This is a genomic window from Caballeronia sp. AZ1_KS37, assembly GCF_023631165.1.
Classification (GTDB): domain Bacteria; phylum Pseudomonadota; class Gammaproteobacteria; order Burkholderiales; family Burkholderiaceae; genus Caballeronia; species Caballeronia zhejiangensis.
In genome coordinates this window covers 66,675-88,172 of the sequence record NZ_JALQDP010000041.1, presented here as the reverse complement: position 1 = coordinate 88,172, position 21,498 = coordinate 66,675, and the positions used below count along the sequence as shown (strand labels likewise).

Genomic DNA, 21,498 nt, shown 5'->3' with positions numbered 1-21,498 from the left:
TGAATGCTTGCCCTTCGATGCCTGAGAGCGCTTCGGCATGGGTCACTCCGCATGATCATTGGCCTCCCGAGACATTCGGTGCGAGAGAGAAGGGATTCGGCTCAGTATGACCAGACAAAAAGCGCGCGCGGTAGTGCCAGACGCGACCAATCGCTGGGGCCAGCGGCGGCGGCATCCTGGCACTAACGATGGTTTCGGCGTGGCTCTAAGCGGTACGTCGAGTTCGGTGCAGTATGAGGGTACTTTCCAAGGAGTCATCGGTGGCTACTCTCGACTACGTTGCGCCGGCCTTTCGTGGCGCGTGCGCCCCATACGATCCGCTCTACGACCCGCTCGTTTCGCCCATCGGCCGTCAGCCGATGGATTACGCGCCCACCTACTGGGTCGCGACCGCAGGCGAGCCGCCCGAAGACGACGGCCCCTTGCCCGGCGATGCCGACGTCGACGTGTTGATCGTCGGCGCGGGATTCACCGGCCTTTCGACGGCGCTCTTTCTGGCGCGCGAACATGGCATCCGCGCGACCATCGTCGATGCGAATCGCACGGCATGGGGCTGCACGAGCCGCAACGGCGGGCAAGGGCAGAACGCGAGCGGACGCCTCTATCGCTCGCAATGGATCGAACGCTGGGGCAAGCAGACGGCGCTCAGGCTCGATGCCGAGATCCGCGAAGGTTTCGACACCTTCAAGCAATTGATCGGCGAGTTCACATGCGATCCGCAGCCGGGCGGGCATCTGTACATCGCGCATCGCGCGCGCAAGATGGACTTTCTCGCGAACGAATGCAAAGTGATGCGCGACGTATTCGGCTACGACGCGCGCATGCTGAGCGCGAAGGAAGTCGCGCAATCGTATGTCGACGATCGCGAGAATTGCGGCGCGCTGCTGGAGCCCGATGGCATCGGCGTACATCCGTTGAAGCTCGCGTTCGGCTATATGCGTATGGCGCGCTCGCTCGGCGTGAAGGTGCATCCGGGCACGCCGGTCCTCAACGTCGAGACGATTCGCGGCGTGCATCATGTCCGCACGCCGCGCGGCGTGATTCGCGCGAAGGCGATCGCGTTCGCGACCGGCGGCTATACGCGCAACGACATGCATCGCGCGCTATCCGCGAAGATCATGCCGATACTCTCGAACTCGCTCGTTACGCGGCCGCTTACGCAGGAAGAACTCGCATCGACCAATTTCCTCTCGCGCCAGGTCATTACCGATACGCGCACGCTGCGCTTCTACTATCGGCTGTTGCCGGATAACCGCGTGCAGATCGGCAGCCGCAGCGCGATCACCGGCGCCGATGCGGCAAACCCTCGCCATATGGACGTGCTCATCGAGGGCTTGCATCGCAAGTTTCCATCGCTCAAAGGCATTCGCATCGATTACTCGTGGTGGGGTTGGGTCGATGTGAGTCACGACATGATGCCGCGCGTCGCGCAACCCGATCCGCAGCAGAGCATTTTTTATGCAGTCGGTTATGGCGGAAACGGCGTGTCGTTCTCGGCGCATGCGGGGCGGCGTATGGCCGAGCGCGTCGCGGGAAAGTGGCAGCACAGCCGCGACGATCTGCCGATCTACGACTCCGCGCTCGAATATCCGAACGTGATGGGCATGGTGAAGTGGAAAGGCTTCGCGCCGTTCCGCCGCGTCGGCCAACGGTTTCTGTATCACAAGTATCTGACGCAGGACGAGAAGCGCTGAACGCATTTTGGTCTCTTTCGCAACGCACTGAAAACATCGACACATGAGCACACAAACGAATCAGGATTACATTCGCCTCTTGCAGACGTTCAACGATGCATGGAACCGCCACGACATCGACGCGCTGATGAACTGCATGGCGGACGAATGCGTTTTTCACGGCGTGGCCGGACCCGATGCGCTGGGCCGCACGTTCAAGGGCCGGGACGAAGTGCGCAAGGGCTTCACGCTTGCGTGGGAAACCTTTCCCGATGCATCGTGGAATGACGGCGAGCACTTCGTGAGCGGCAATCGCGGCGTATCGGAATCGACGTTTTGCGGCACGAAGGCGGACGGCTCGCGCATCGAGGCGCGCATGGTGGACGTCTTCACGTTCAGCAATGGCAGGATCGCGGTGAAGAACGCCTATCGAAAGGATCGTCCGGCGCTTTGAAGCGTCATTGAACGAACGCCTCGACCCGCCGGCAACGAACCCGCGGGCGAGCGCCGAATCGGTACAAGCAAATCAGGAGACGACATGCAATCGAGTACGGAGCAGAGCGATCTCAAGTGTGGCCTCAAGCAGCGCCACATGACGATGATCGCATTGGGCGGCGTCATAGGCGCCGGACTATTCGTCGGGAGCGGCGTGGTGATCCAGCAGGCCGGACCCGCGGCGATTCTCTCGTTTCTCATCACGGGCGGCCTCGTGGTTCTCGTCATGCGTATGCTTGGCGAGATGGCCTGCGCGATGCCCGCCGTCGGCTCGTTCTACGAATATGCGCGGCTCGCGTTCAAGACGCAGCGCGGGCCGGGCCGTCTCGCCGGGTTCCTGACGGGCTGGATGTACTGGTACTTCTGGGTCATCGTGATCGCGCTCGAAGCAGTCGCGGGCGCGAAGCTCGTGCAGTTCTGGATACCGGATGTGCCTGCATGGATGATCAGCCTCGTGTTGCTCGTCGTGCTCACGCTGACCAATCTCATTTCGGTCGGCAGTTATGGCGAATTCGAGTTCTGGTTTTCGTCGATCAAGGTCGGCGCGATCATCGTGTTCCTGTTTCTCGGCGGCCTGTACGTCTGCGGCTTCTGGCCCGCATCGATGCACACGACCGATGTCGCCGCGACGTTCCTCGGCCATGGCGGCTTCATGCCGAAGGGCATCGGGCCCGTGATGACGGGCGCGGTCGCGGCGACCGGCTTCTACTTCGGCGCGGAAATCGTCACGATCGCGGCGGCCGAAGCGAAGGAGCCTGCGAAGGCAGTTGCGAAGGCAACTAATTCCGTCATCACGCGAGTGCTCGTGTTCTATGTCGGATCGGTGGCGCTCGTCGTCGCGCTGGTGCCGTGGAATTCGCATCAGATGGCGACGCCTTATGTCAGCGCGCTCGAAGTCATGGGCATGCCCGCCGCAGCCAACGTGATGAACGCGATCGTCCTCACCGCCGTGCTGTCCGCGCTGAACTCGGGCCTCTATGCGGCATCGCGCATGCTGTTCGCGTTGACGCGTCACGGCGATGCGCCGCTCGGACTCGCGAAGGTCAACAAGCGCGGCGTGCCGACGCGCGCCATTCTGCTCGGCACGGTGTTCGGGTATGTGTCGGTGGTGATGTCGTATGTATCGCCGGATACGGTGTTCGCGTTCCTCGTGAATTCGTATGGCACGGTGGCGATCTTCGTGTATCTGCTGATCGCGTTTTCGCAACTGCGCTTGCGCGGCCGTATGACGAGCTTCGAAGTAAGCGACCTGCGCGTACGCATGTGGGGATTTCCCTATCTCACGTGGCTCGCGATCTTCGGGATGATGGCGATTCTCGTCGCGATGGCCTTAATTCCCGATCAACGCAAGCCGCTGTGGCTGGGCGTCGCGAGTCTCGGCATTCTGATCGTCGCGTATGTCGTGTTCAAGCGCGGCCGCAAGGAAGTCGAGGTCGAAGACGAACACCATTCGACGCGGCATCTCCAGACCAGCGAACGATAAGCACTGAAGCAAAGGCCGGTTTGCCGAATCGAAAACCGGCCTTCAATCCTTGAACGTCTTCGCGGTTTCTTCTGCAGCACGGCGCAGATCGGGTTCGAACGCAAGCAACCGATCGAGTGCCACGCGCCCCACCGGCGCCTGAATCGCAATCGCCGCACACGCGCGATTGCGATCGAGCATCACCGGCACCGCGATCGCAACGAGTCCCTGCAAATGCTCCTGATTGTTGATGGCGAGCATGCGGCGGCGTGTCAATGCGAGCTCCTTGCGCAGTGCGTCGCGATCGGTGATCGTGCGCTCCGAATACGAACGCAACGGCAAGCGTTCGATCATGCGTTCGCGCCGATCCTTCGGCAAAAAGCTCAGCAGCAGCTTGCCGCTTGCGGAGCAATGCAACGGCACATGCGAACCTGGCTGCAGATGCATGCGCAGCGGCCATCCCGTTTCGACGCGATCCACATAGACGACGTCGTTGCCCGCGAGCATCGTCAGATTGCATGTTTCGCCGACGCGCATGACGAGCTGTTCCAATAGCGCATGACGCGCCGCAGCGGGACCCGCGTGCATCAGCACGTTGATGGCGAGCGTACGCACGCGCGCCGAGCATTCATAAAGCTTGTCGCTTGCGCCGCGCGTGACGAGCCATGCGTCCATCAACTGCACCAGGATGCGATGCACGGTCTGTTTGGGCAGACCCAATGCATCGACGAGCTCGGTCATGGAAAGCGGGCGATTCGCCTCGGCGAGCGTTTCGAGCACGCGAAACGCTCGCACGGCGGCGGCATTCGATTGATTCGAAGTCACGCTTGTCTCCGTCTGCATACTTTTCGGTTTTATTTCATTGTGCGTCGAAAACACCGGTTTTCGGGACTCTGAAAAGTCCCGAAAAGCTGAATTTCCGATGCTCGCGCTATCGCTGCACGCGTTAGTCCAGAAAACGGGACCGCGCGACGGACGCGGCTGACTAGATTGGAAAGCACCTTCAATCTTCCAACAGCCGAGGTTTATCGCATGAATCACATGGCAAGCGGCGCGACGCTCGCACGTCCTCACGACGATGCGCCGAATCAACCAGAACCCGATGTGGAGCGCATCGTTGCCGCGCTCGTGGCGCGAGCGCGCGCCGCGCAACGACGCTTCGAACAAGCGGGCCAGGAGACGCTCGACTTAGCTGCATCGGCCGCTGCGTGGGCCATCATGGAGCCGCAGCGCAACCGGCAACTCGCGGACCTGGCCGTGCGCGATACGGGCCTCGGCAACGCCGACGACAAATTCCGCAAGAACCATCGCAAGACGCTCGGCCTGCTGCGCGATCTTCACGGCGTCGCGACGACGGGCGTGATCGCCCGCGACGAGGAACACGGCATCGTCGAAATTGCGCGCGCGGTCGGCGTCGTGGCGGCGATCACGCCATCGACGAATCCGGCCGCGACGCCCGCCAACAAGATCATCAACGCGCTCAAGTGCGGCAACGCGGTCATCGTCGCGCCCTCACCGAAGGGCTATTCGTCGTGCGTGTTGCTCATCGAGTTCATTCATGCGGAGTTCGCGAAGGCCGGTCTCGATCGCGATCTCGTGCAGATGTTGCCGCATCCGATCGGCAAGGCCGCGACCGCCGCGTTGATGAAGCTCGCGGATCTCGTCGTCGCGACGGGCTCGCAGGCGAACGTCCGCATGGCCTATACGAGCGGCACGCCCGCGTTCGGCGTGGGCGCGGGCAACGTCGCATCGATCGTCGCGGCGAGCGCGATTCCCGATGATGCAGCGCGCAAGATCGCGGTGTCCAAGACGTTCGACAACGCGACGAGTTGTTCATCGGAGAACAGCGTCGTGATCGAAGAAGCGATCCATGCGCGCATGCTCGATGCGTTGACGAAGCAGGGCGGCGTGCTGCTCGACGCTGCGCAGAAGGCGCGGTTGCAGGCGGCGATGTGGCACGACGGCAAGCTCTCGGCGCGCTGCACCGCGCGCTCGGCGACGGCCATTGCGCGCGAAGCGGGCCTCGACGATATCGCGGCGCGCGAGCCGAAGTTCTTGATGGTCGAGGAGAGCGGCTACGGTGCCGAGTATCCGTTCTCCGGCGAAAAGCTCTCGCCCGTGCTGACGGTCTATCGCGCGCGCGACATCGACGCCGCAATCGGCATCGTGCGCGGCATCTACGAATACATGGGCGCGGGACATTCAGTCGGCGTGCACGGCGCGGACGATGCCCTCGCCGTCCGGCTCGGCACTGAATTGCCGGTGGCGCGCGTGATCGTCGATCAGGCGCACTGCCTCGCGACCGGCGGCAACTTCGACAACGGCCTGCCGTTCTCGCTGTCGATGGGATGCGGCACTTGGGGCGGCAACAACTTCTCGGCGAATCTCGGCTATCGGCAATACCTGAACGTGACGCGCATCGCGTATCGGATTGCGGAGCGCGTGCCGGAAGTCGACGCGTTGCTCGGCGATTACTTCAGGAGGATCGGGCGATGAGCGCGCTAGCGGATCGAATCGTTCCTTCCGATCGTGCGCCGGTCGTTGCATCCACGTTGCGCGCATTGATCGACGCTCGCGCCGGACGCGCGCCGGACAAACCCTTCCTGCTCTCCGCGGTCGGGGACGACATGCTGACCTTCGGCGCGTTGCGCGAAGCATGTCTCGCGCTGGAAGAGCGTTTTCATGCTGCGGGCCTGCGTGCGGGCGATGTCGTGTCCGTCTTCATGGGCAACGGCATTCAGACCGCGCGGCTGCTGCTGGCGGCGATGTATAGCGGCCTGGTGGCGAATCCGCTGAATCTCTTGTGTCAGCCTTCGCAGGTGCGCTATATCGTCGAGCATTCGGAGACGCGCGCGATCTTCGTCGCCGATGACACGCACGACACCATCGTCGAAGCGATCGACGTGTTGCGTCGCGAAGGCATGGACCGTGACGTCGCTGTGGTGCGTACGTCGCCCGATGCGAACGCTTTACCCGATATCCCGACGCTTCCGTCACGCACGATCGGACTCGTGCGCGACGAAACGCCCGGCACGCATATCGTCGCGAGCGATGCGGGCGCGATGAATCCCGGCGATACGGCGCTGCTCATGTACACGTCGGGCACGACGGGCGCGCCCAAAGGCGTGCTGCTGAGTCATCGCAGCCTGCTCGCCAACATGCGCAACATCAGCGACGAACATCGGCTATCCGATGATGATCGCGTGCTCGTATCGTTGCCGCTCTATCACATCAACGGTCTCGTCGTCGCGCTGCTGTCGCCACTGTGGCACGGCGGATCGGCCGTGATGACGCCGCGTTTCTCGGCGCGCACGTTCTGGAACGAGGCATCGCAGTTCGGATGCACATGGATCAACGTGGTGCCGACCATCGTCGCTTATCTGCTGAACGGCGAGGGCGCTGAGGGCTGCGATCTGTCGGCGCTGAAATTTTGCCGCAGCGCGTCGGCAGCGTTACCGGCCGATCATCATCGGGCGTTCGAGAAGCGCTTTCGCATCGGCGTCATTGAAACGATGGGCATGACGGAGACCGCCGCGCCGATATTCAGTAATCCGTACGACGAAACGTTAAGGCGAATCGGCAGTATCGGCTTGCCTTCCGGCGGCGAAGCGAAGATCGTCGACATCGATGGACGTGAGTGCGCGCCCAACGAAACCGGCGAGCTCGTGCTGCGCGGCGAGCAATTGATGAGCGGCTACTACAAGCGTCCGGAAGAAACGCGCAACGCGTTCACGGAAGACGGATGGCTGCGCAGCGGCGATCTCGGCTACCGCGACGAGGCGGGCTTCTTCTACATCAATGGACGCGCGAAGGAACTGATCATCAAGGGCGGCGAGAACATCGCGCCGCGCGAGATCGACGAAGCGCTGCTGCGTCATCCCGGCGTGCTCGAAGCAGCGGCCGTCGGCGTGCCCGATGCGGCGTATGGCCAGGACATCGTCGCGTACATCGTGCCGAACGGCGGCGCGGCATCGCTCGATGTGGCCGACTTGCGCGCGCACTGTCTGCGCGAACTCGGCCGTTACAAGACGCCGCGTGAATTCCGCTTCACCGATGCCTTGCCGCGCGGACCTTCGGGCAAGGTGCAGCGCCTGAAGCTCGTATAGCTGACACGGCTCGATATTCCACATCAGATGGACCAAAGGAAGGAGACACTGTGAACAAGCAACGTCAGCGCGTGAAGACGCGCCATATCATTCTCGGCGTGATGTGTCTGATGTACTTCATCTCGTACATCGATCGGGTGAACATCGCCGTGGCAGGACCGTTGATCCGGCAGGAGATGGGCCTCACGTCCGTGCAGCTCGGGCTCGTGTTCTCCGCGTTCGCGTATCCGTGCGGTGATGCAGATCGTCGGCGGATGGCTTGCCGATCGATTCGGCCCGAAGCTCGTATTGACCGTGCTCTCGTTGATATGGGGCGCGGCGACGCTCGCGACGGGCTTCGCGGGCAGCATCGGCATGCTCGTGCTGTTGCGCCTTGCGTTGGGCATCGGCGAGGGCGGCGCGTTTCCGACCGCCACGCGCGCCTTCACGTTCTGGATGCCGGTGCGCGAACGCGGCTTTGCACAAGGCATCACGCATAGTTTCGCGCGGCTCGGCGGCGCGGTGACGCCGCCGCTCGTGCTTGCCGTGGTCGCAGCGAGCGGCTGGCGCGAGGCATTCGTTCTGCTGGGCATCGCGAGCCTTGCGTGGACGGTGCTGTATCTCTTCGTCTTCACCAATTCACCCGATGAAAACCGCCGCGTGACGCCCGAGGAAACCGCTGAGATCGGCTATCGCGCGGGGGAATGCGCGCGCGCGAGAAAGCAGCCGACGCCGTGGCGCATGCTGATTCATCGCATGTGGCTCGTGACCTTCGTCGACTTTTGCTATGGCTGGCTGCTGTGGGTGTATCTGACGTGGCTGCCTTCGTATCTGAAGGAATCGCGCGGCTTCGATCTGAAGCATCTCGCGCTGTTCACCGCATTGCCGCTGCTTGCCGGTGTGATCGGCGATACGCTCGGCGGCGTGCTGTCGGACCGCATCTACCGGATCACGGGAAAACTGCGGCTCGCGCGCTGCAGCATTCTCGTCGTGGGCATGGGCGGGTCGCTCGCCTTCCTTCTGCCGATGGTCAATGCGCCGAGCCCGATCATGGCGGTGTGGTTCCTGACGGCATCGTTCTTCTTCCTCGAGATCACGAATCCGGTGCTGTGGACGTTGCCGCTCGATATCGCGGGCAAGTATGCGGGCACGGCGGGCGGCATGATGAACACGGGCTTCGGCATCGCGGGAATGGTGTCGCCGGTCGCGTTCGGTTATCTGATCCAGCAGACAGGAAGCTATAACGTGCCGTTCACGATTTCAGCGGGATTGCTCGCGGTCGGTGCGGTCGCGGCGCTTTTCATCGATACGAGCAAGACCGTGGAAGCCGATGAAGCGCGTGCGGCGCGCAGTCGCGAGGAGATGGGCGTGCCGGCGTTCGCGGGAGGGGCGGGGCAGTGGCATGAGTAGCGGCGTTCGCGCGTCGCATTGTTACGGTTGAGACGCTCGGCTCTGTTACGCTCCGGCATCCTTATTGAACGACGGAAGAGCGATGGAGCATGACATCAGGGAGCGAGCGACGGCGCTCGCCAGCGCTGCTCAGGCTGCAATCGAGCGTGGCAAACGCGACCAGGCAATCGCCTTGTGGCACGGGACGTTCGATATCGAACCTCACGAGGCTCATTACGCGATCGAGGCCACCAATGGCCTCATCCGATTAGGTGAGCCGCTTCTCGCGCTGGAAATGTGTACGCGATGGATCGCGCGGAACCCCGACAACGCGATCGTCCGCGTACAGCGCGGCATCATCTATCTGAACGAATGCGGGGATCGGGAAAGCGCGATCGAGTGCTTTGTCGAGGCGCTCGAATTCGATCCCGACAACTGCGACGCACATTCCGCCCTCGCGCAGATTTACCTGTTCGCTGGTCGACCGGAACTGATGCGGTTCCATGCGAAGCAGGCGCTTATCCGGGCCGACGAGAAGAGCGCGCTGCATCTTCGCGGACGATTCCTCTCCGATTATGCCGGGGTCATCGAACGTGCGGGCGCGCTGCTCGCGCAGACACCCGACGACGTCGACATCTGGCTGATGTTGGGGAAAGCGCTGTACATGCAGAGCCGTTATCTCGAAGCGCTGGATGCATTTAGCCGAGCCGAAGAGATTGCACCGCACCGAGTGGATGCCTTCGGTCCGCTTGGGGACGTGCTCATTCTGCTCGGACGCGAGCGCGAGGGATGGCGCAAGCTCGAAGGGGTGTCGAGCGATGAGTATGTTCTTGCGCTTGATCCGGATATTGCCCCGTATCTTTCAAAATGGTGGCGGGGTCAATCGCTGCAAGGCAAGCGTATCTTGGTCGCCTACCATGCGGGCGTCGGCGACAATCTGATGCTCGCGCGTTACGCGAGCCGGCTGACAGCGGCGGGCGCGTCGGTTCACTTCGTTTGCCGGCCGGAACTGCACCGGCTGTTTCGCGATCTCGACGGCGCGCAAAGCGTTGCATCTGGCTGGCGGCCGGACGAACTGGCGAATTACGATTACTGGGTCTTCGACTACTTGCTGCCCGCATACGTGCACGAGACAGCAGCGGCCATCTCCGACAGTCGACGCGGATACATCGAGGCGCCAGCTGATGCCCGCGCTCGCTGGGACAGCTTCATGCAGCCGTATGCGGGCAAGCTGAAGGTGGGACTGTGCTGGTATAGCGGGCCGCACAACTTCAGCGGCATCGACCGCTTCGTGCCTGCGCGCGCATTGAAGCCGCTGTCGGAGATCGAGGGTATCGAATGGTTCGTGCTGCAGAAGAACCAGGCGAACGCCAGTTTGACGAGGCAGTCGGGCATTCGCGCGCACGACGTGTCGTCTCAGTGGACGGACTTTGCAGATACCGCCGGCTTCATCGATCATCTCGATCTCGTGATATCGGTGGACTCTTCGCCGTTGCATCTCGCTGGCGCGCTCGGCAAGCCGACATGGGGAATCTTGCCGTCCGCGCCCGAGTGGCGCTGGGGGCTGCAGGGCGAGCGAACCGAATGGTATCCTGCCGTGCGTCTGTATCGACAGAAGAAGCTGCATGACTGGGAGCCGGTCATCGGCCGGATCGCGCACGATCTTCGCGAGTTGGTCGGCGAGCGGGGGGCTTCGGTGTAGCGCGCGAATCAGCCCGCGCGCAAGCTGATTCAAATCCTGCCCTCGCGCACGCGCCGCTCCAGCCGGAAAACGCCGGGCGGCACGAAGTACGTTCCGAAGCGCACGAGGCCCGCGCGCTTCAGATGACAGGTCATTTCGAAGCTCACTTGCAGGCCCGGCTCGGACGTATCGACCATCGCGACGTCGATCGCGCGGATGCGCGGCTCGTACTTCAGCAGCGCGACTTCCATCTGCTCCTTCAGCGCCTGTGAAGAAGCCGGCAGCGCCTTGTAGATGTTGGTCAGATCGGGCAGCCCGTAGTCCGGCAGATGCTTGAGGGCACCGGCGCGCGTGTTCAGGATGCGTCGCACGTTCTGCTGCACGCTCAGGACTTCGAGCGTGCGGTCATCGAAATCGCTGAGCGGTTCGCCGTCGATCTGACCGAGCAGCATTTCATATAGGGACGGGCCTGGCATCTTTTCTCGCTTCAGGCGGTTGCGGGCACGGACGAGTCGCGATCGATGAACTCGATCGTCAGATTGCCTTCCTCTGAATAGGCGAGACGAATCTCCGCGGGTGCGGCGCCGCTCGCCATGCGCGTCAGGAGTTCGCGCGAGACAGTCGGCAGAATGCGCTGGTCGAGGAAAGCGTCGATATTGCGAGCGCCCGAATCGCGCGACAGGCACATTTGAGCGAGCGATGCGATCAGCGATTTCTCGCAGGCGAGCGTCACATCGTGCTGACGCTTCAGGCGATCGGCGATCTTCGCGATCTTGAGGCGCACGATATCGCCGAGCGCGCTTACGTCGAGCGGGCGGAACACGAGCGTCTGGAAACGCGCGAGCAGCGCCGGCTGGAAGTGCTTCACGAGCGGATCATGGATGGCGTCGAGCAACGCGGCGTGCGCGATGCCGGGCGTGTCCGTGGTCGCATCGTGAATCTGTTCGGAGCCGAGGTTGGACGTCATCAGAATCACGCAGTTGCGGAAGTCGATTTCCCGACCTTCGCCGTCACGCATCGAGCCACGATCGAACACCTGATAGAACATGTCGAGCACGTCGCGATGCGCCTTCTCGACTTCATCCAACAGCACGACGCTATATGGGCGCTGACGCACCGCTTCGGTCAGAACGCCGCCGCGGCCATAGCCGACGTAACCCGGCGGCGAGCCCTTCAACTGCGACACCGTGTGCGCTTCCTGATACTCCGACATGTTGATCGTGGTGAGCGCGGCCTCGCCGCCGAACAGCACATCGGCGAGCGCGAGCGCCGTCTCCGTCTTGCCGACGCCCGAGGGTCCGGTCAGCAGGAACACGCCGAGCGGCGCATGTTCGCTCTTGAGCCCCGCCTTCGCGGTGCGCAGGCTTTGCGCGAGCATGCCGAGCGCGTCGTCTTGCGCGACCACGCGCTTCGCCAGTTGATCTTCGAGCGTGAGCAGATTGAGCAGCTCGTCTTCGACGAGATTGCCGACCGGCACGCCCGTCCATTCGGCGACCACGCGCGCGATGGCCTGTGCGTCGACATCGGCGAAGATCAGCGGCGACTTGCCTTGCGCATCCGTGAGGGCGTGCTTCGCTGCGGCGAACGCATCTGCATGCGGCTTCGTCTTGCCGTCGCCGCGTTGTTCCAGCAGCGCGCGCACCAGCGACAGTTCGCGGTCGTAGCGCGCCTGAACGTCCGCGAGTTCCTGATTCGCTTGCGCCAGTGAGGCGCGGAGCGCGTCGCGATGCGCGGCTGTATCGTCGATGCCCGCCCGTTCGTCGGCATCGATGCTCGCGCCTTCGAGTTCCAGCGCGGCCACGACCGCGCGCGCGCGCTGCAGTTCGGCGGGCGGCGCGTCGAGACCCATACGCACGCGCGCCGCGGCGGTATCGATGAGATCGACGGCCTTGTCCGGCAACTGGCGCGCGGGGATGTAGCGGCGCGACAGTCTGACTGCCGCAACGAGCGCTTCGTCGCGGATATGCACGTTGTGATGCCGTGCGTAGCGCGTCGCGAGGCCACGCAACATGAGACAGGCGGCATCGTCGTCCGGCTCTTCCACCTTGACCATCTGGAAGCGCCGCTCGAGCGCCGCATCCCGCTCGAAGTATTCCTTGTATTCGGACCACGTCGTCGCGGCGATGGTGCGCAACTCGCCGCGCGCGAGTGCAGGCTTCAGCAAGTTCGCAGCGTCCGAGCCGCCGGCCGAGTTGCCCGCGCCGATCAGCGTGTGGGCTTCGTCGATGAACAGCACGATCGGCGTCGCCGATGCCTTGACTTCATCGATCACGTTTTTCAGGCGCTGCTCGAATTCGCCTTTCACGCCCGCACCGGCTTGCAGCAGCCCGAGGTCGAGCGTGAGAATGCGCACGTCGCGCAAGAGAGACGGCACACTGCCTTCGGCGATGCGCAGCGCGAGCCCTTCGACTAGCGCCGTCTTGCCGACGCCCGGCTCGCCCACGAGGATCGGGTTGTTCTTGCGCCGCCGCACGAGCACGTCGATCATCTGCTGGATCTCGCGATCGCGGCCGAACACCGGATCGATTTCGCCGCGACGCGCCTTCTCCGTCAGGTCGATGGCGAAGCGCTCGAGCGCCTGGCCTTCGGTCGAGCGCGGGGCCGCCTGCTTGACGGGCGCTTGAGCATCTGCAACTGGTGCGCTTGCGTCGCCTTCGTCTTCCTGCGCGGGCGCGTTCTCGCACGACGCGCGTCCGAGACGCGGCACGAGCCGTTCGATCTGCGCATCGGAAAGCGAAAAAAGCGGCCACGCGTCCTGCGTCCGCATGACATGCGGTGCGCCGATGAGCGCGCGCAGCAGATGCGCCGAGCGGATCGTGCCGTCGATATCCTCGCGCGATGCGAGATTCCACGCGTCCTGAAGCACGCTCGCGAGCTGGATGGAAAGCGACGGCATGCCCCGCAGATTGCGCGGCAGGCGGTCGATTGCGGCGAGCAGTGCGTTCCAGATCGCATCGACATCGATTTCATAGTGACGCAGGATCGCGGGAATGTCGCCTTCGTCCGCCTCGATGAGCTTCAGCAGCCAATGCTCGACGGTGATTTCGTCGGAAAGGCGCGTCTGGCACAGGCTCGCGGCCGCTTCGAGCGTGCGGGCGCAGTGCTGGTTGAGCCGGCGAAGCAGATGAGTGGAGTCGCGCATTGTCATATGAAGTCGGTGCCGAGGTGAATGAAAGAGGGCGTACGGTGGGGATGAATTGCAGAAGAAAAGCCAGCCCGCAAGCAGGCTGGCTTCGACGGCTCACGTTGTCATGAGCCGCTGGGTCACGCGCTTACGCGCGCTCGTTCCACGTGTCCTTGTGGATGATGTTGCCGTCCTTGAACGACCAGGTGATCTGCTCGTAGCGCAGTTCGACTTCTTCGAGATGGTTGTGCTTCTCGAAAGCCGGGTTCTTGATGTCGAGCATCTTCGGACGGACCGCGACGACCTTGACGTTGTCGAGCTTGGTGTTGAAGTATTCCTTCTCCTTGCCCGCGTCGTCGATCTTGTACCACTTGATCTCGACCGACTTCAGCGTCTGGCCGCTCGTCACCGCCTTGTACAGATACGGCGTGGACGAATCGGTTTCCTTGGTCAGCGTGATCGGCGCGTGCACGCGCGTGCCGGTGAGCTTGCCGGTGTTGCCATCGGTCGGGATATGCACGCCATGACCGAACTCGACGATCTCGACGCTGCCTTCGCGGCCTTGCACGGTGACGGAACCCTTGATGTCGGCGCCGCCGTCATCCTTCAGCCACATGTATGCGGGAATTGCCATTTACTACTCCTCTTTGGTACTGCCAAGCAATGCTCAGAAAAACAACTCCTGAGCGACAAGATCCCGAAGAGAGAACTCCGGGAATTCGATTAACGATGTCAGTTCGCGACGTTCGCGGTGTCCGGTACGAGAGTGATTTCCACGCGACGGTTCTTCGCGCGCCCTTGTGGCGTGTCGTTCGCGACGATGGGGCGTGTGTCGCCGTAGCCCTGAACCGCAAACTGCGTAGCCGGTATGCCGGACGCTTCGATCAGCCAGTCGCGCAGAGCCGCGGCGCGCGCGTTCGACAACTTCAGATTGCTCGCGGCATTGCCCACGTTGTCCGTATGGCCCGCCACGAGGATCCGCTTGCCCGGATGCGCCTTGATCATTTCGACGGCTTCGACGAGCACGCGCGTCGATCCCGGTTTAAGTTGCGCCTTGCCGCTGTCGAAGAGCGACATGCTGTCGAGCGTCACCACGGCGGGCGGCGGCGCAGGCGGCTGATAGCTGGCGATGGCGGTATTCAACGTCGGCAGCAATTGCGCGCCGCGATAGAGCCCGAAGGACAGTCTGAGCGGCACGCCCGTGCGCGCGTAGCGATCCAGTTCATCGCGATCGGCGACGAGCGCCTTCAACGCGTCGCGGCGCGCGGCGTCGTGCTCCGGCGTGACGGCTGCGTAGCGGTCCATGTCCGCCTGCAGGCGCTCGAGCAGCGCCGCATTGTTGCGGCCCGCGCCGAGGATCGCGGCGCCTGCCGCCAGTGCCACGATGCCGATGGCATGTGCGAAGGCGGCCACGCGCGGCGACGTCACGATGCGGCGGGGCATTGCTTCGATCAGCGATTGCGGCAACGGCCACGGAGCCGGGCTTGCATCGACGCTCGCGGGCGCGACGTGCGTTTGCATCTGCACGTCCTGCTCCCACGGTTTATGTGCGTCGCTGGCGGGCCCGCAGTCGATCCAGCCTGCGCCGTAGAGCGCCCAGGGCGTGGCCGGCTGGCGCGGATCGGTCAGCGTGCCGAACACCATGCGTTGCGTCCAGCCGACGATGGATGCCAGTGCGGCCGCATGGGCGGACGCGTAACGATCGCCCGCATGGCGGCAGGCATCGTCTTCCGCATTGCGGATCAGCGCTTCGAAGCGCCGGGCGTCGACGAGCGGCGTCCCCGACGACACACAGTGCCATCGGCGTGCCGCGTTTGCGTCGCTGGACGCGATACGCGTCAGGCGCTGATACACCGCGACATAACCCGGCAAGCGCACGCTCACGATGCGCGAGGAATCGGCGAGCGCCTGGCGCGCCACGCGCAGGCTTTGCGAGAGCACATCGGCGTCGGCGTGGAGCGCGGGCGCAATGCTCAGCACGACGCCGTCGGGCGCCTCCCGGCGCGTTAGGTGCGCGCGCCGAACTTCAACGGGTGGTTTTGCGAGACATGCTGAACGAGGCGCTTTCACATGGTGTCGCTCTCGATATGATGGAAGACCTCTCGCGCTTCAAAGGGGACACATTCCAGCGATTCACCTTGGCCAACCCCATCTCCGATGGTCGAACAACATACAAAATCTGGGAGCTAATAAAGGCCTACCGTGAAATCGTGCCCTACGCTCCGCGCCTGAATTTTGTCGATCACATGCAAGTCTTCCTGCGCTGGATGGCGGTTCGATACATGTCGCCGGAATTCCGCGCCACGGTGACGAATCAGTTCGATGCTTTGGCTACCCAACACGAAGCTCTGTTGAAGGAACGTAAGGACGCAGAGGCGGCCTATCTGGCTTTGCGCAAGCAAACGCCCACACCTGATGCGGTTACTTTGGGCAAAGCACAGAATCGCATGGATGCGGCGGCTAGAGCCGAGATGGAATCGCTACGCAACGCAAGTGTCGAGAGGGCCAGACCGTCCGTGGGCGTTTGGGAGCGCATCCAGGCCGAATCGGATGACATGATGCAGCGCGAATCGTACGTGGCGGGAATGACCGGTGCAGCGAAGCAAATCCGTGCCGGCACGTCAGCCGCGGAGCAGCCCTATGACGCCGACTCGGAATTGAGCGCTTCGCTTGTCGAGAGCTATATGGGCGCGATGATTACGCCCGAGCAGGAACTTCTGGTTCAGGCGTGGAAGATGGGGTTGAGTGGCAAGAATCCGCTTCCGCCGAAGGTCATGGCGTTATTCGACCTGCTCGTGCATGACACGATGCTCACGAGCTGGCACGATCATGTTCTGTCGCCCACGCTTTATTTCCAGACTCGCGGTGTTGATATGTTCGGCTCAACGGACTTCGATGCCGAAGAGAAGGAACGCGAGCGCGTAGAGAAGAATGCGGACCGCGCTTCGCGGATCAGCCGTGGGTTGAACCCAGCTCCGCGAATGCCTGCGCGCATCTGAATCAGTGCGGTGGTTGCACGCCTCTGGAGCAATGACCGCGTGCCAATTTTCTCGAGAAACAAGACATGTCAGGCATCATCCGAATGGGCGACCGTCACACGGGAGACGGCGCGGTCACGCAAGGTTCGTCCACCTGCGTATTCATGGGCCGCCCCGTCGCCCGCCTTCACGATCGCGTCACATGCCCCAAGCATGGCGACGCCGGGCATCACGGACATGAAGCTGATCTCATCGGGCCAGCAACTGCACTACTTCAACCAGATGGAACAATGGGTGCCGTTCGAATGGCCGGCGCAGGCGCTGGATAACAACGCGCAGCTTCAGTGGGAGACTGAGGAAGGCGGCTTGCGTTCGACGATGTACTCGCAGGGTCGCTTCGCATTCATCCGGCTGCTCGAGCGCGCGAGAGTTTCGCAGCAGGATAATGCGCGCTATCTGCTGTCGTGGACGCCGGACCAGGGCGCGGGGTCCTCGCTCTCGGTGCAGTTGCGCGCCGAAGCGGGCGCGGGTCCGCTTGACGTGCTGGCGCTGCGTCACTTCACACTGCCCTCGCGCATCTTCGTGACGAAGACGCTCGCCGAGAAGGCAACCGGGCAGCCGCCGCCGCCCTTGCCACCTGGTGCGCTGGCTGCCGCGCAGAAGGTTGGCGTCCCGTTACCGGGGGCGAACTGATGCACGCGGCGCGTTAGTCCACGCCGATCTGGAACGCGCGAGTGCGTGGTCCGAAGCGCCCCATCGGCGAATACATCGAACTGTGCAACCGAAAGCGGCCCCCCACTCGAGCCTGGCGGATCAAACGCCGGACGAGGCATACTTTGCGACGCTAACCGCGATTAAATCGGCAGCATGATCGCCCCGGACGTTCCACCTAAAAAACTCAGAAAACCCTCCGAACGAGCGAGGCCCCCTCTGGCCTCCGCTCAACAGGAAAGAGAAAGCCCCGCGCAAAGCGGGGCAACCATCCTCTCAAACCTCCAACTGCTCCAGCACCTTCCCCTTCGTCTCGATCCCCATGAAATGCACCGCCGCCGCCGCGACGACCGGCACGACCGCGAGCGCATAGAACGCGATGTCCATGTTCCCGCCCATCAGCGTCTTGCCGACGAGCGCCGGCGCGAAGATCGCCGCGATCTTGAGCCATGCGCCACCGAGACCACAACCGAAAGCGCGGATACTCGTCGGATATAACTCCGGCGTATAAACATAAGCGGTGATAAACCCGCAAGCCATGAAGCCGAGCGCGAGCGCGCAGAACGTCGCAACCACATACACAGACTGCGCGACGAACACGCCCGCGCATACCAGCGACACCGCGCACAACACGAACGACCAGTTGATGACCGGCTTGCGCCCGACCTTGTCGACGATCAGCGCGCACGTCAGCGAGCCGATCACGCCCAGCACCGACGCCGCCACCGCAAGATTCAGCGCAAGCTGCAGCGGCGCGTGATAAACCGTCTTGTAGATCGTCGGCAACCACGTCGAGAGACCGTACTGCAGCACGCCGCACGTCATCCACAGCAGCGCGACGGCGATCGTGCGCTTCAGATACGCCGGCCCGATCAGATCGAGACGGCGCCGCTTCGGATGCCGATTCGCCATCGCTTCGAATTCGGCGAGATTGCCGAGCGGCGGCAACGGCTGCTTGACGGTCGCTTCGAATGCGGAAAGCGCATCGCCCGCTTCCTTCATGCGGCCGCGTTCACCGAGCCAGCGCGGCGATTCCGGCACCAGCGCGCGCAACATGAAGAACAGCACGAGCGGAATGCCGCCGATGAAATACATCGCTTCCCATCCGAATCGCGGAACGATCCACGCGCCGAGCGCATTCGATGCAAGCAGGCCGATCGGAAACACGATCTCATACAGCAGCACGAAGCGCCCGCGTCCATGCGCGCGCGTGATCTCGTTGATGTACGTCGCCGCCACCGGCAACTCGCCGCCGAGTCCGAGCCCCTGCACGATGCGCAACGCGACGAACACGGCGAACGAAGGCGCGAAGCCGCATGCAATGCTCGTCAGTCCGATGATCCCCGAGCTCCACGCGATCGAACGCACGCGCCCGAAGCGTTCCGCAAGCGAAGGAAACAGGAATGCGCCGATCAATTGTCCGATCGATCCCGACGCGATCAGAAAGCCGACCTGTCCCGGCGTAAGCCCCCAACGCTGGATGAGCAGCGGCAAGGTCGCCGCGATGACGATGACATCGAAGCCATCGAAGAACGTCGCCGCGCCGATCAGAATCCGCGCGCGCACCTGCATCGCATTGGCGGGCAGCCGTTCGATGCGCGCGATGATCGATCCCTTCGTGACCGCGTGAGCGGCCGCGCTCGCGTCCGCGACTGTCGTGGCCGTGCCGCCGTGCTCAACGGCCGTGTTGCTCATGCTCCTCATGCCTGCTCCCGTCAATGTGTTATGCGAGTGCCTTCGCCGTATCCGCGAGCGACGCGATATCGACCGCGCGTCCCTGGCTCATCCATTTCTTCGCGACCTTCAGATCGCGCGTCGCGTTGATCGCGATGACGCCGCGCAATACATCGCCTTCGAAGAAGAAGAGCGATGCACGACGCGCGTCCAGATCGCCGCGCACGACAGGCGTCGCGCCCGGCGGAATGTCGCCGAGAATCTGCAGGTTCACGTCGTACTGATCCGACCAGAACCACGGAATCTCCGCATACGGCGTGCGAACGCCGAGCACGGCGCGGGCCGTCGCGATCGCCTGGTTCTGCGCGTTCGCCCACGATTCGAGACGCACGCGGCGCTTCAGCCACGCATTCGGATGATTGGCGACATCGCCGCAAGCGAACACATGTGCATCGTGGGTCGCGCCGAATTCATCGACGACGATGCCGTCGTTCACTTCGATGCCCGCGCTTTCCGCGAGCGCCGTGTGCGGCGCGAGACCGATGCCCGCGACGGCAAAGCCGGCGTCGATGAACGTGCCATCGGCCATCGAAGCGCGCACGCCGCCTTCGCAGTCTTCGAGCGATACGACCGATGCATTCAAACGCACATCGACACCGTTATCGCGATGCAACTTCAGCAGAAAGTCCGACACGCTCGCGGGCACCGAACGTCCGCACAGACGCGGCGCACCTTCGATCACGGTCACATCGACGCCGAGCTTCTTCGCGGTCGCCGCGACTTCAAGGCCGATCCATCCGCCGCCGATCACGAGGAGGCGCTTCGCATGACTCTCGCGCAGACGCTTGCCGATATGCACCGCATCGTCGAGTGTGCGCAGATAGGCAAGATGCGAAGTCTTCACGAGCGATGCCGGCAGACGGCGCGCCGCACCGCCCGTTGCGATGACAAGCCGGTCGTACTGCACTTCGCGTCCGCTCGCGGTACGCACGATGCGCGCGTCGCGATCGATCGACGTCGCGCGTTCCGGCTGCCACGCTTCGACGTTCAACGCGGCGAATGCATCGTGATCGACGAGACGCACGGTTTCGATATCCGCTTCGCCCGCGAGCACGGCCTTCGACAACGGCGGGCGCTCATAAGGAAGATGAATCTCGTCGGCGATCATCACGAGGCGGCCATCGAAGCCCTCCTTGCGCAACGTCTTCACGATCCAACCCGCCGCCTGTCCGCCGCCGATCACGACGACTGTCTGAAGATCAGCCATTTTTCCGCTCCGTCATGAACTTGCCTTCGGGCGCCTTCGCCTCTTTCTGGCGGCGCGTGTTGCCGTCGAGACCTCCATCGACGGCCCATTCCGCAAACACGGTCGGACCCGGCTCGAACTCGCGCGGCTGCCATTCGGGCGTGAGCACGTCTTCATCGGCGTAATACTCGATGAGACCGCCAGCCGGATTCTTGAAGTACCAGAAGTACGCCGACGAAACCGGATGACGTCCCGGTCCGAGTTGCGTGGTCCATCCGCAGCGGCTGATATGCAGGCCGCCGCCGAAGACTTCGTGGATGTCGCGCACCGTGAACGCGACGTGATTCAGGCCGCGTTTTCCATCGGGTAGTTGCAAGAGAAACAAATCGTGATGACCGCCATGCGGCGCGCAACGCATGAACGCGCCGCGTCCCGGATAGCGATCCGATGTCTCGAAGCCGAGCAGCTCGTGATAGAACTTTTCCTGCTCCGCGACGCAGTTCGTGAAGAACACGACGTGTCCCACTTCGACGGGTTCCGCGCGCTCATAGACGGGGCTCGGCGTATCGATGCGCTGCGCGTTGCCCCACACGTTCGACAGTGAGCCCTTCACGTCGATGTCGCGCTTCTTCGTCACTTCCACACGAATCGCCATGCCGTTCGGATCGATGCAACCGACCGCATCGTCGGTTTCGATGTGACCGGGCTGGCCCGCGAAGCGTCCGCGCAACGCGTCGAGTTCGGCGCGCGTCGCGACGGACCACGTCACTTCGCGCAACGTCGGACCGCCTTCGAATGCGGGCGGCAGCGCGGGATCGTCGGCCAATGCAAGCAGCACTTCGCAGCCGTTGAGCGTTTCGAAACGCGCGCGCGCTTCATCGTGCGCGACTTCCTTCAATCCCCAGTCCGCGAAAAAGCGCCGGCAGGTGTCGAGATCGGTCACGCCGTAGGTGATGCGTTCAATGCCAAGGATCGTCATG

16 protein-coding genes and 2 pseudogenes are annotated in these 21,498 nt (G+C 63.2%); 10 read left to right on the top strand and 8 right to left on the bottom strand.

Annotated features, from left to right (window positions below; genetic code table 11):
• The first annotated feature begins 260 nt into the window (after positions 1–260).
• The 3 genes from NCS00_RS28490 (at position 261) to NCS00_RS28480 (ending at position 3,651) form a co-directional block, all read left to right on the top strand.
• On the top strand, positions 261–1,694 hold the full coding sequence (locus NCS00_RS28490; protein WP_008346045.1) for an NAD(P)/FAD-dependent oxidoreductase: 1,434 nt from the start codon (positions 261–263) through the stop codon (positions 1,692–1,694).
• A 43-nt stretch (positions 1,695–1,737) separates the two neighbouring features.
• Positions 1,738–2,127, top strand: coding sequence for a nuclear transport factor 2 family protein (locus NCS00_RS28485; protein WP_250441600.1), 390 nt, complete (start codon positions 1,738–1,740; stop codon positions 2,125–2,127).
• A gap of 84 nt (positions 2,128–2,211) precedes the next feature.
• Complete coding sequence (locus NCS00_RS28480) at positions 2,212–3,651, top strand: amino acid permease (RefSeq protein ID WP_250441599.1); 1,440 nt, start codon at positions 2,212–2,214, stop codon at positions 3,649–3,651.
• A 42-nt stretch (positions 3,652–3,693) separates the two neighbouring features.
• On the opposite strand, the gene NCS00_RS28475 is transcribed toward NCS00_RS28480, so the two are convergent.
• Positions 3,694–4,473: an IclR family transcriptional regulator gene (locus NCS00_RS28475; protein ID WP_250441598.1), complete on the bottom strand. Its 780-nt coding sequence runs from the start codon at positions 4,471–4,473 to the stop codon at positions 3,694–3,696.
• A gap of 189 nt (positions 4,474–4,662) precedes the next feature.
• Between NCS00_RS28475 and sauS the strand changes: the two genes are divergently transcribed.
• The 4 genes and pseudogenes from sauS (at position 4,663) to NCS00_RS28455 (ending at position 10,806) form a co-directional block, all read left to right on the top strand.
• Positions 4,663–6,126 (top strand): acylating sulfoacetaldehyde dehydrogenase, encoded by a 1,464-nt coding sequence (gene sauS / locus NCS00_RS28470; protein WP_250441597.1) that lies wholly within the window; start codon positions 4,663–4,665, stop codon positions 6,124–6,126.
• Positions 6,123–7,736: an AMP-binding protein gene (locus NCS00_RS28465; RefSeq protein ID WP_250441596.1), complete on the top strand. Its 1,614-nt coding sequence runs from the start codon at positions 6,123–6,125 to the stop codon at positions 7,734–7,736. Before sauS ends, NCS00_RS28465 begins: the two co-directional genes overlap by 4 nt.
• Positions 7,737–7,786: 50 nt before the next feature.
• Positions 7,787–9,125 (top strand): annotated as a pseudogene (locus tag NCS00_RS28460) (MFS transporter).
• 82 nt (positions 9,126–9,207) lie between these two features.
• Positions 9,208–10,806 (top strand): tetratricopeptide repeat protein, encoded by a 1,599-nt coding sequence (locus tag NCS00_RS28455; protein ID WP_250441595.1) that lies wholly within the window; start codon positions 9,208–9,210, stop codon positions 10,804–10,806.
• 29 nt (positions 10,807–10,835) lie between these two features.
• Here the strand turns inward: NCS00_RS28455 and tssE are convergent, their stop codons facing one another.
• The 4 genes and pseudogenes from tssE to NCS00_RS28435 all read right to left on the bottom strand — a co-directional run.
• Positions 10,836–11,261, bottom strand: a complete 426-nt coding sequence (tssE, locus tag NCS00_RS28450; protein ID WP_033536886.1) for a type VI secretion system baseplate subunit TssE — start codon at positions 11,259–11,261, stop codon at positions 10,836–10,838.
• Positions 11,262–11,272: 11 nt separating this feature from the next.
• Positions 11,273–13,933, bottom strand: a complete 2,661-nt coding sequence (tssH, locus tag NCS00_RS28445) for a type VI secretion system ATPase TssH (protein WP_250441594.1) — start codon at positions 13,931–13,933, stop codon at positions 11,273–11,275.
• 124 nt (positions 13,934–14,057) lie between these two features.
• Entirely contained in the window at positions 14,058–14,543 is a 486-nt protein-coding gene (locus NCS00_RS28440; protein ID WP_008346030.1) for an Hcp family type VI secretion system effector, read from the bottom strand.
• A 98-nt stretch (positions 14,544–14,641) separates the two neighbouring features.
• Positions 14,642–15,904, bottom strand: a pseudogene (locus NCS00_RS28435) (OmpA family protein); the annotation flags it as partial.
• 53 nt (positions 15,905–15,957) lie between these two features.
• On the opposite strand from NCS00_RS28435, the gene NCS00_RS28430 reads away from it, so the two are divergent.
• From NCS00_RS28430 to NCS00_RS28425, 3 genes are all read left to right on the top strand, one after another.
• Positions 15,958–16,908 (top strand): hypothetical protein, encoded by a 951-nt coding sequence (locus tag NCS00_RS28430; RefSeq protein ID WP_250441593.1) that lies wholly within the window; start codon positions 15,958–15,960, stop codon positions 16,906–16,908.
• 65 nt (positions 16,909–16,973) lie between these two features.
• Entirely contained in the window at positions 16,974–17,216 is a 243-nt protein-coding gene (locus NCS00_RS33570; protein WP_350029739.1) for a PAAR domain-containing protein, read from the top strand.
• Complete coding sequence (locus NCS00_RS28425; RefSeq protein ID WP_350029738.1) at positions 17,125–17,580, top strand: type VI secretion IcmF C-terminal domain-containing protein; 456 nt, start codon at positions 17,125–17,127, stop codon at positions 17,578–17,580. Before NCS00_RS33570 ends, NCS00_RS28425 begins: the two co-directional genes overlap by 92 nt.
• 294 nt (positions 17,581–17,874) lie before the next feature.
• On the opposite strand, the gene NCS00_RS28420 is transcribed toward NCS00_RS28425, so the two are convergent.
• Genes NCS00_RS28420 through NCS00_RS28410 form a run of 3 tightly spaced genes read right to left on the bottom strand, consistent with a single transcriptional unit; the run spans position 17,875 to position 21,497 of the window.
• The gene (locus tag NCS00_RS28420; RefSeq protein WP_250441592.1) at positions 17,875–19,293 is read right to left on the bottom strand and encodes an MFS transporter; all 1,419 of its coding nucleotides are present in this window, start codon (positions 19,291–19,293) and stop codon (positions 17,875–17,877) included.
• Between the two features lie 28 nt (positions 19,294–19,321).
• A complete protein-coding gene (locus NCS00_RS28415) occupies positions 19,322–20,539 on the bottom strand; it encodes an NAD(P)/FAD-dependent oxidoreductase (RefSeq protein ID WP_250437497.1) in 1,218 nt (405 codons plus the stop codon).
• The gene (locus tag NCS00_RS28410) at positions 20,532–21,497 is read right to left on the bottom strand and encodes a VOC family protein (RefSeq protein WP_008346011.1); all 966 of its coding nucleotides are present in this window, start codon (positions 21,495–21,497) and stop codon (positions 20,532–20,534) included. Before NCS00_RS28410 ends, NCS00_RS28415 begins: the two co-directional genes overlap by 8 nt.
• Position 21,498: the final 1 nt, after the last annotated feature.

Excerpts from the sequence above, each read along its gene's own strand:
- NCS00_RS28475 (WP_250441598.1), bottom strand. The coding sequence starts at position 4,473 with ATGCAGACGGAGACAAGCGTGACTTCGAATCAATCGAATGCCGCCGCC.
- NCS00_RS28480 (WP_250441599.1), top strand. The coding sequence starts at position 2,212 with ATGCAATCGAGTACGGAGCAGAGCGATCTCAAGTGTGGCCTCAAGCAG.
- NCS00_RS33570 (WP_350029739.1), top strand. The coding sequence starts at position 16,974 with ATGTCAGGCATCATCCGAATGGGCGACCGTCACACGGGAGACGGCGCG.
- tssE (WP_033536886.1), bottom strand. The coding sequence starts at position 11,261 with ATGCCAGGCCCGTCCCTATATGAAATGCTGCTCGGTCAGATCGACGGC.
- NCS00_RS28455 (WP_250441595.1), top strand. The coding sequence starts at position 9,208 with ATGGAGCATGACATCAGGGAGCGAGCGACGGCGCTCGCCAGCGCTGCT.
- tssH (WP_250441594.1), bottom strand. The coding sequence starts at position 13,933 with ATGACAATGCGCGACTCCACTCATCTGCTTCGCCGGCTCAACCAGCAC.
- NCS00_RS28415 (WP_250437497.1), bottom strand. The coding sequence starts at position 20,539 with ATGGCTGATCTTCAGACAGTCGTCGTGATCGGCGGCGGACAGGCGGCG.
- NCS00_RS28485 (WP_250441600.1), top strand. The coding sequence starts at position 1,738 with ATGAGCACACAAACGAATCAGGATTACATTCGCCTCTTGCAGACGTTC.
- sauS (WP_250441597.1), top strand. The coding sequence starts at position 4,663 with ATGAATCACATGGCAAGCGGCGCGACGCTCGCACGTCCTCACGACGAT.
- NCS00_RS28465 (WP_250441596.1), top strand. The coding sequence starts at position 6,123 with ATGAGCGCGCTAGCGGATCGAATCGTTCCTTCCGATCGTGCGCCGGTC.
- NCS00_RS28410 (WP_008346011.1), bottom strand. The coding sequence starts at position 21,497 with ATGACGATCCTTGGCATTGAACGCATCACCTACGGCGTGACCGATCTC.
- NCS00_RS28420 (WP_250441592.1), bottom strand. The coding sequence starts at position 19,293 with ATGAGCAACACGGCCGTTGAGCACGGCGGCACGGCCACGACAGTCGCG.
- NCS00_RS28425 (WP_350029738.1), top strand. The coding sequence starts at position 17,125 with ATGAAGCTGATCTCATCGGGCCAGCAACTGCACTACTTCAACCAGATG.
- NCS00_RS28440 (WP_008346030.1), bottom strand. The coding sequence starts at position 14,543 with ATGGCAATTCCCGCATACATGTGGCTGAAGGATGACGGCGGCGCCGAC.
- NCS00_RS28430 (WP_250441593.1), top strand. The coding sequence starts at position 15,958 with ATGCTGAACGAGGCGCTTTCACATGGTGTCGCTCTCGATATGATGGAA.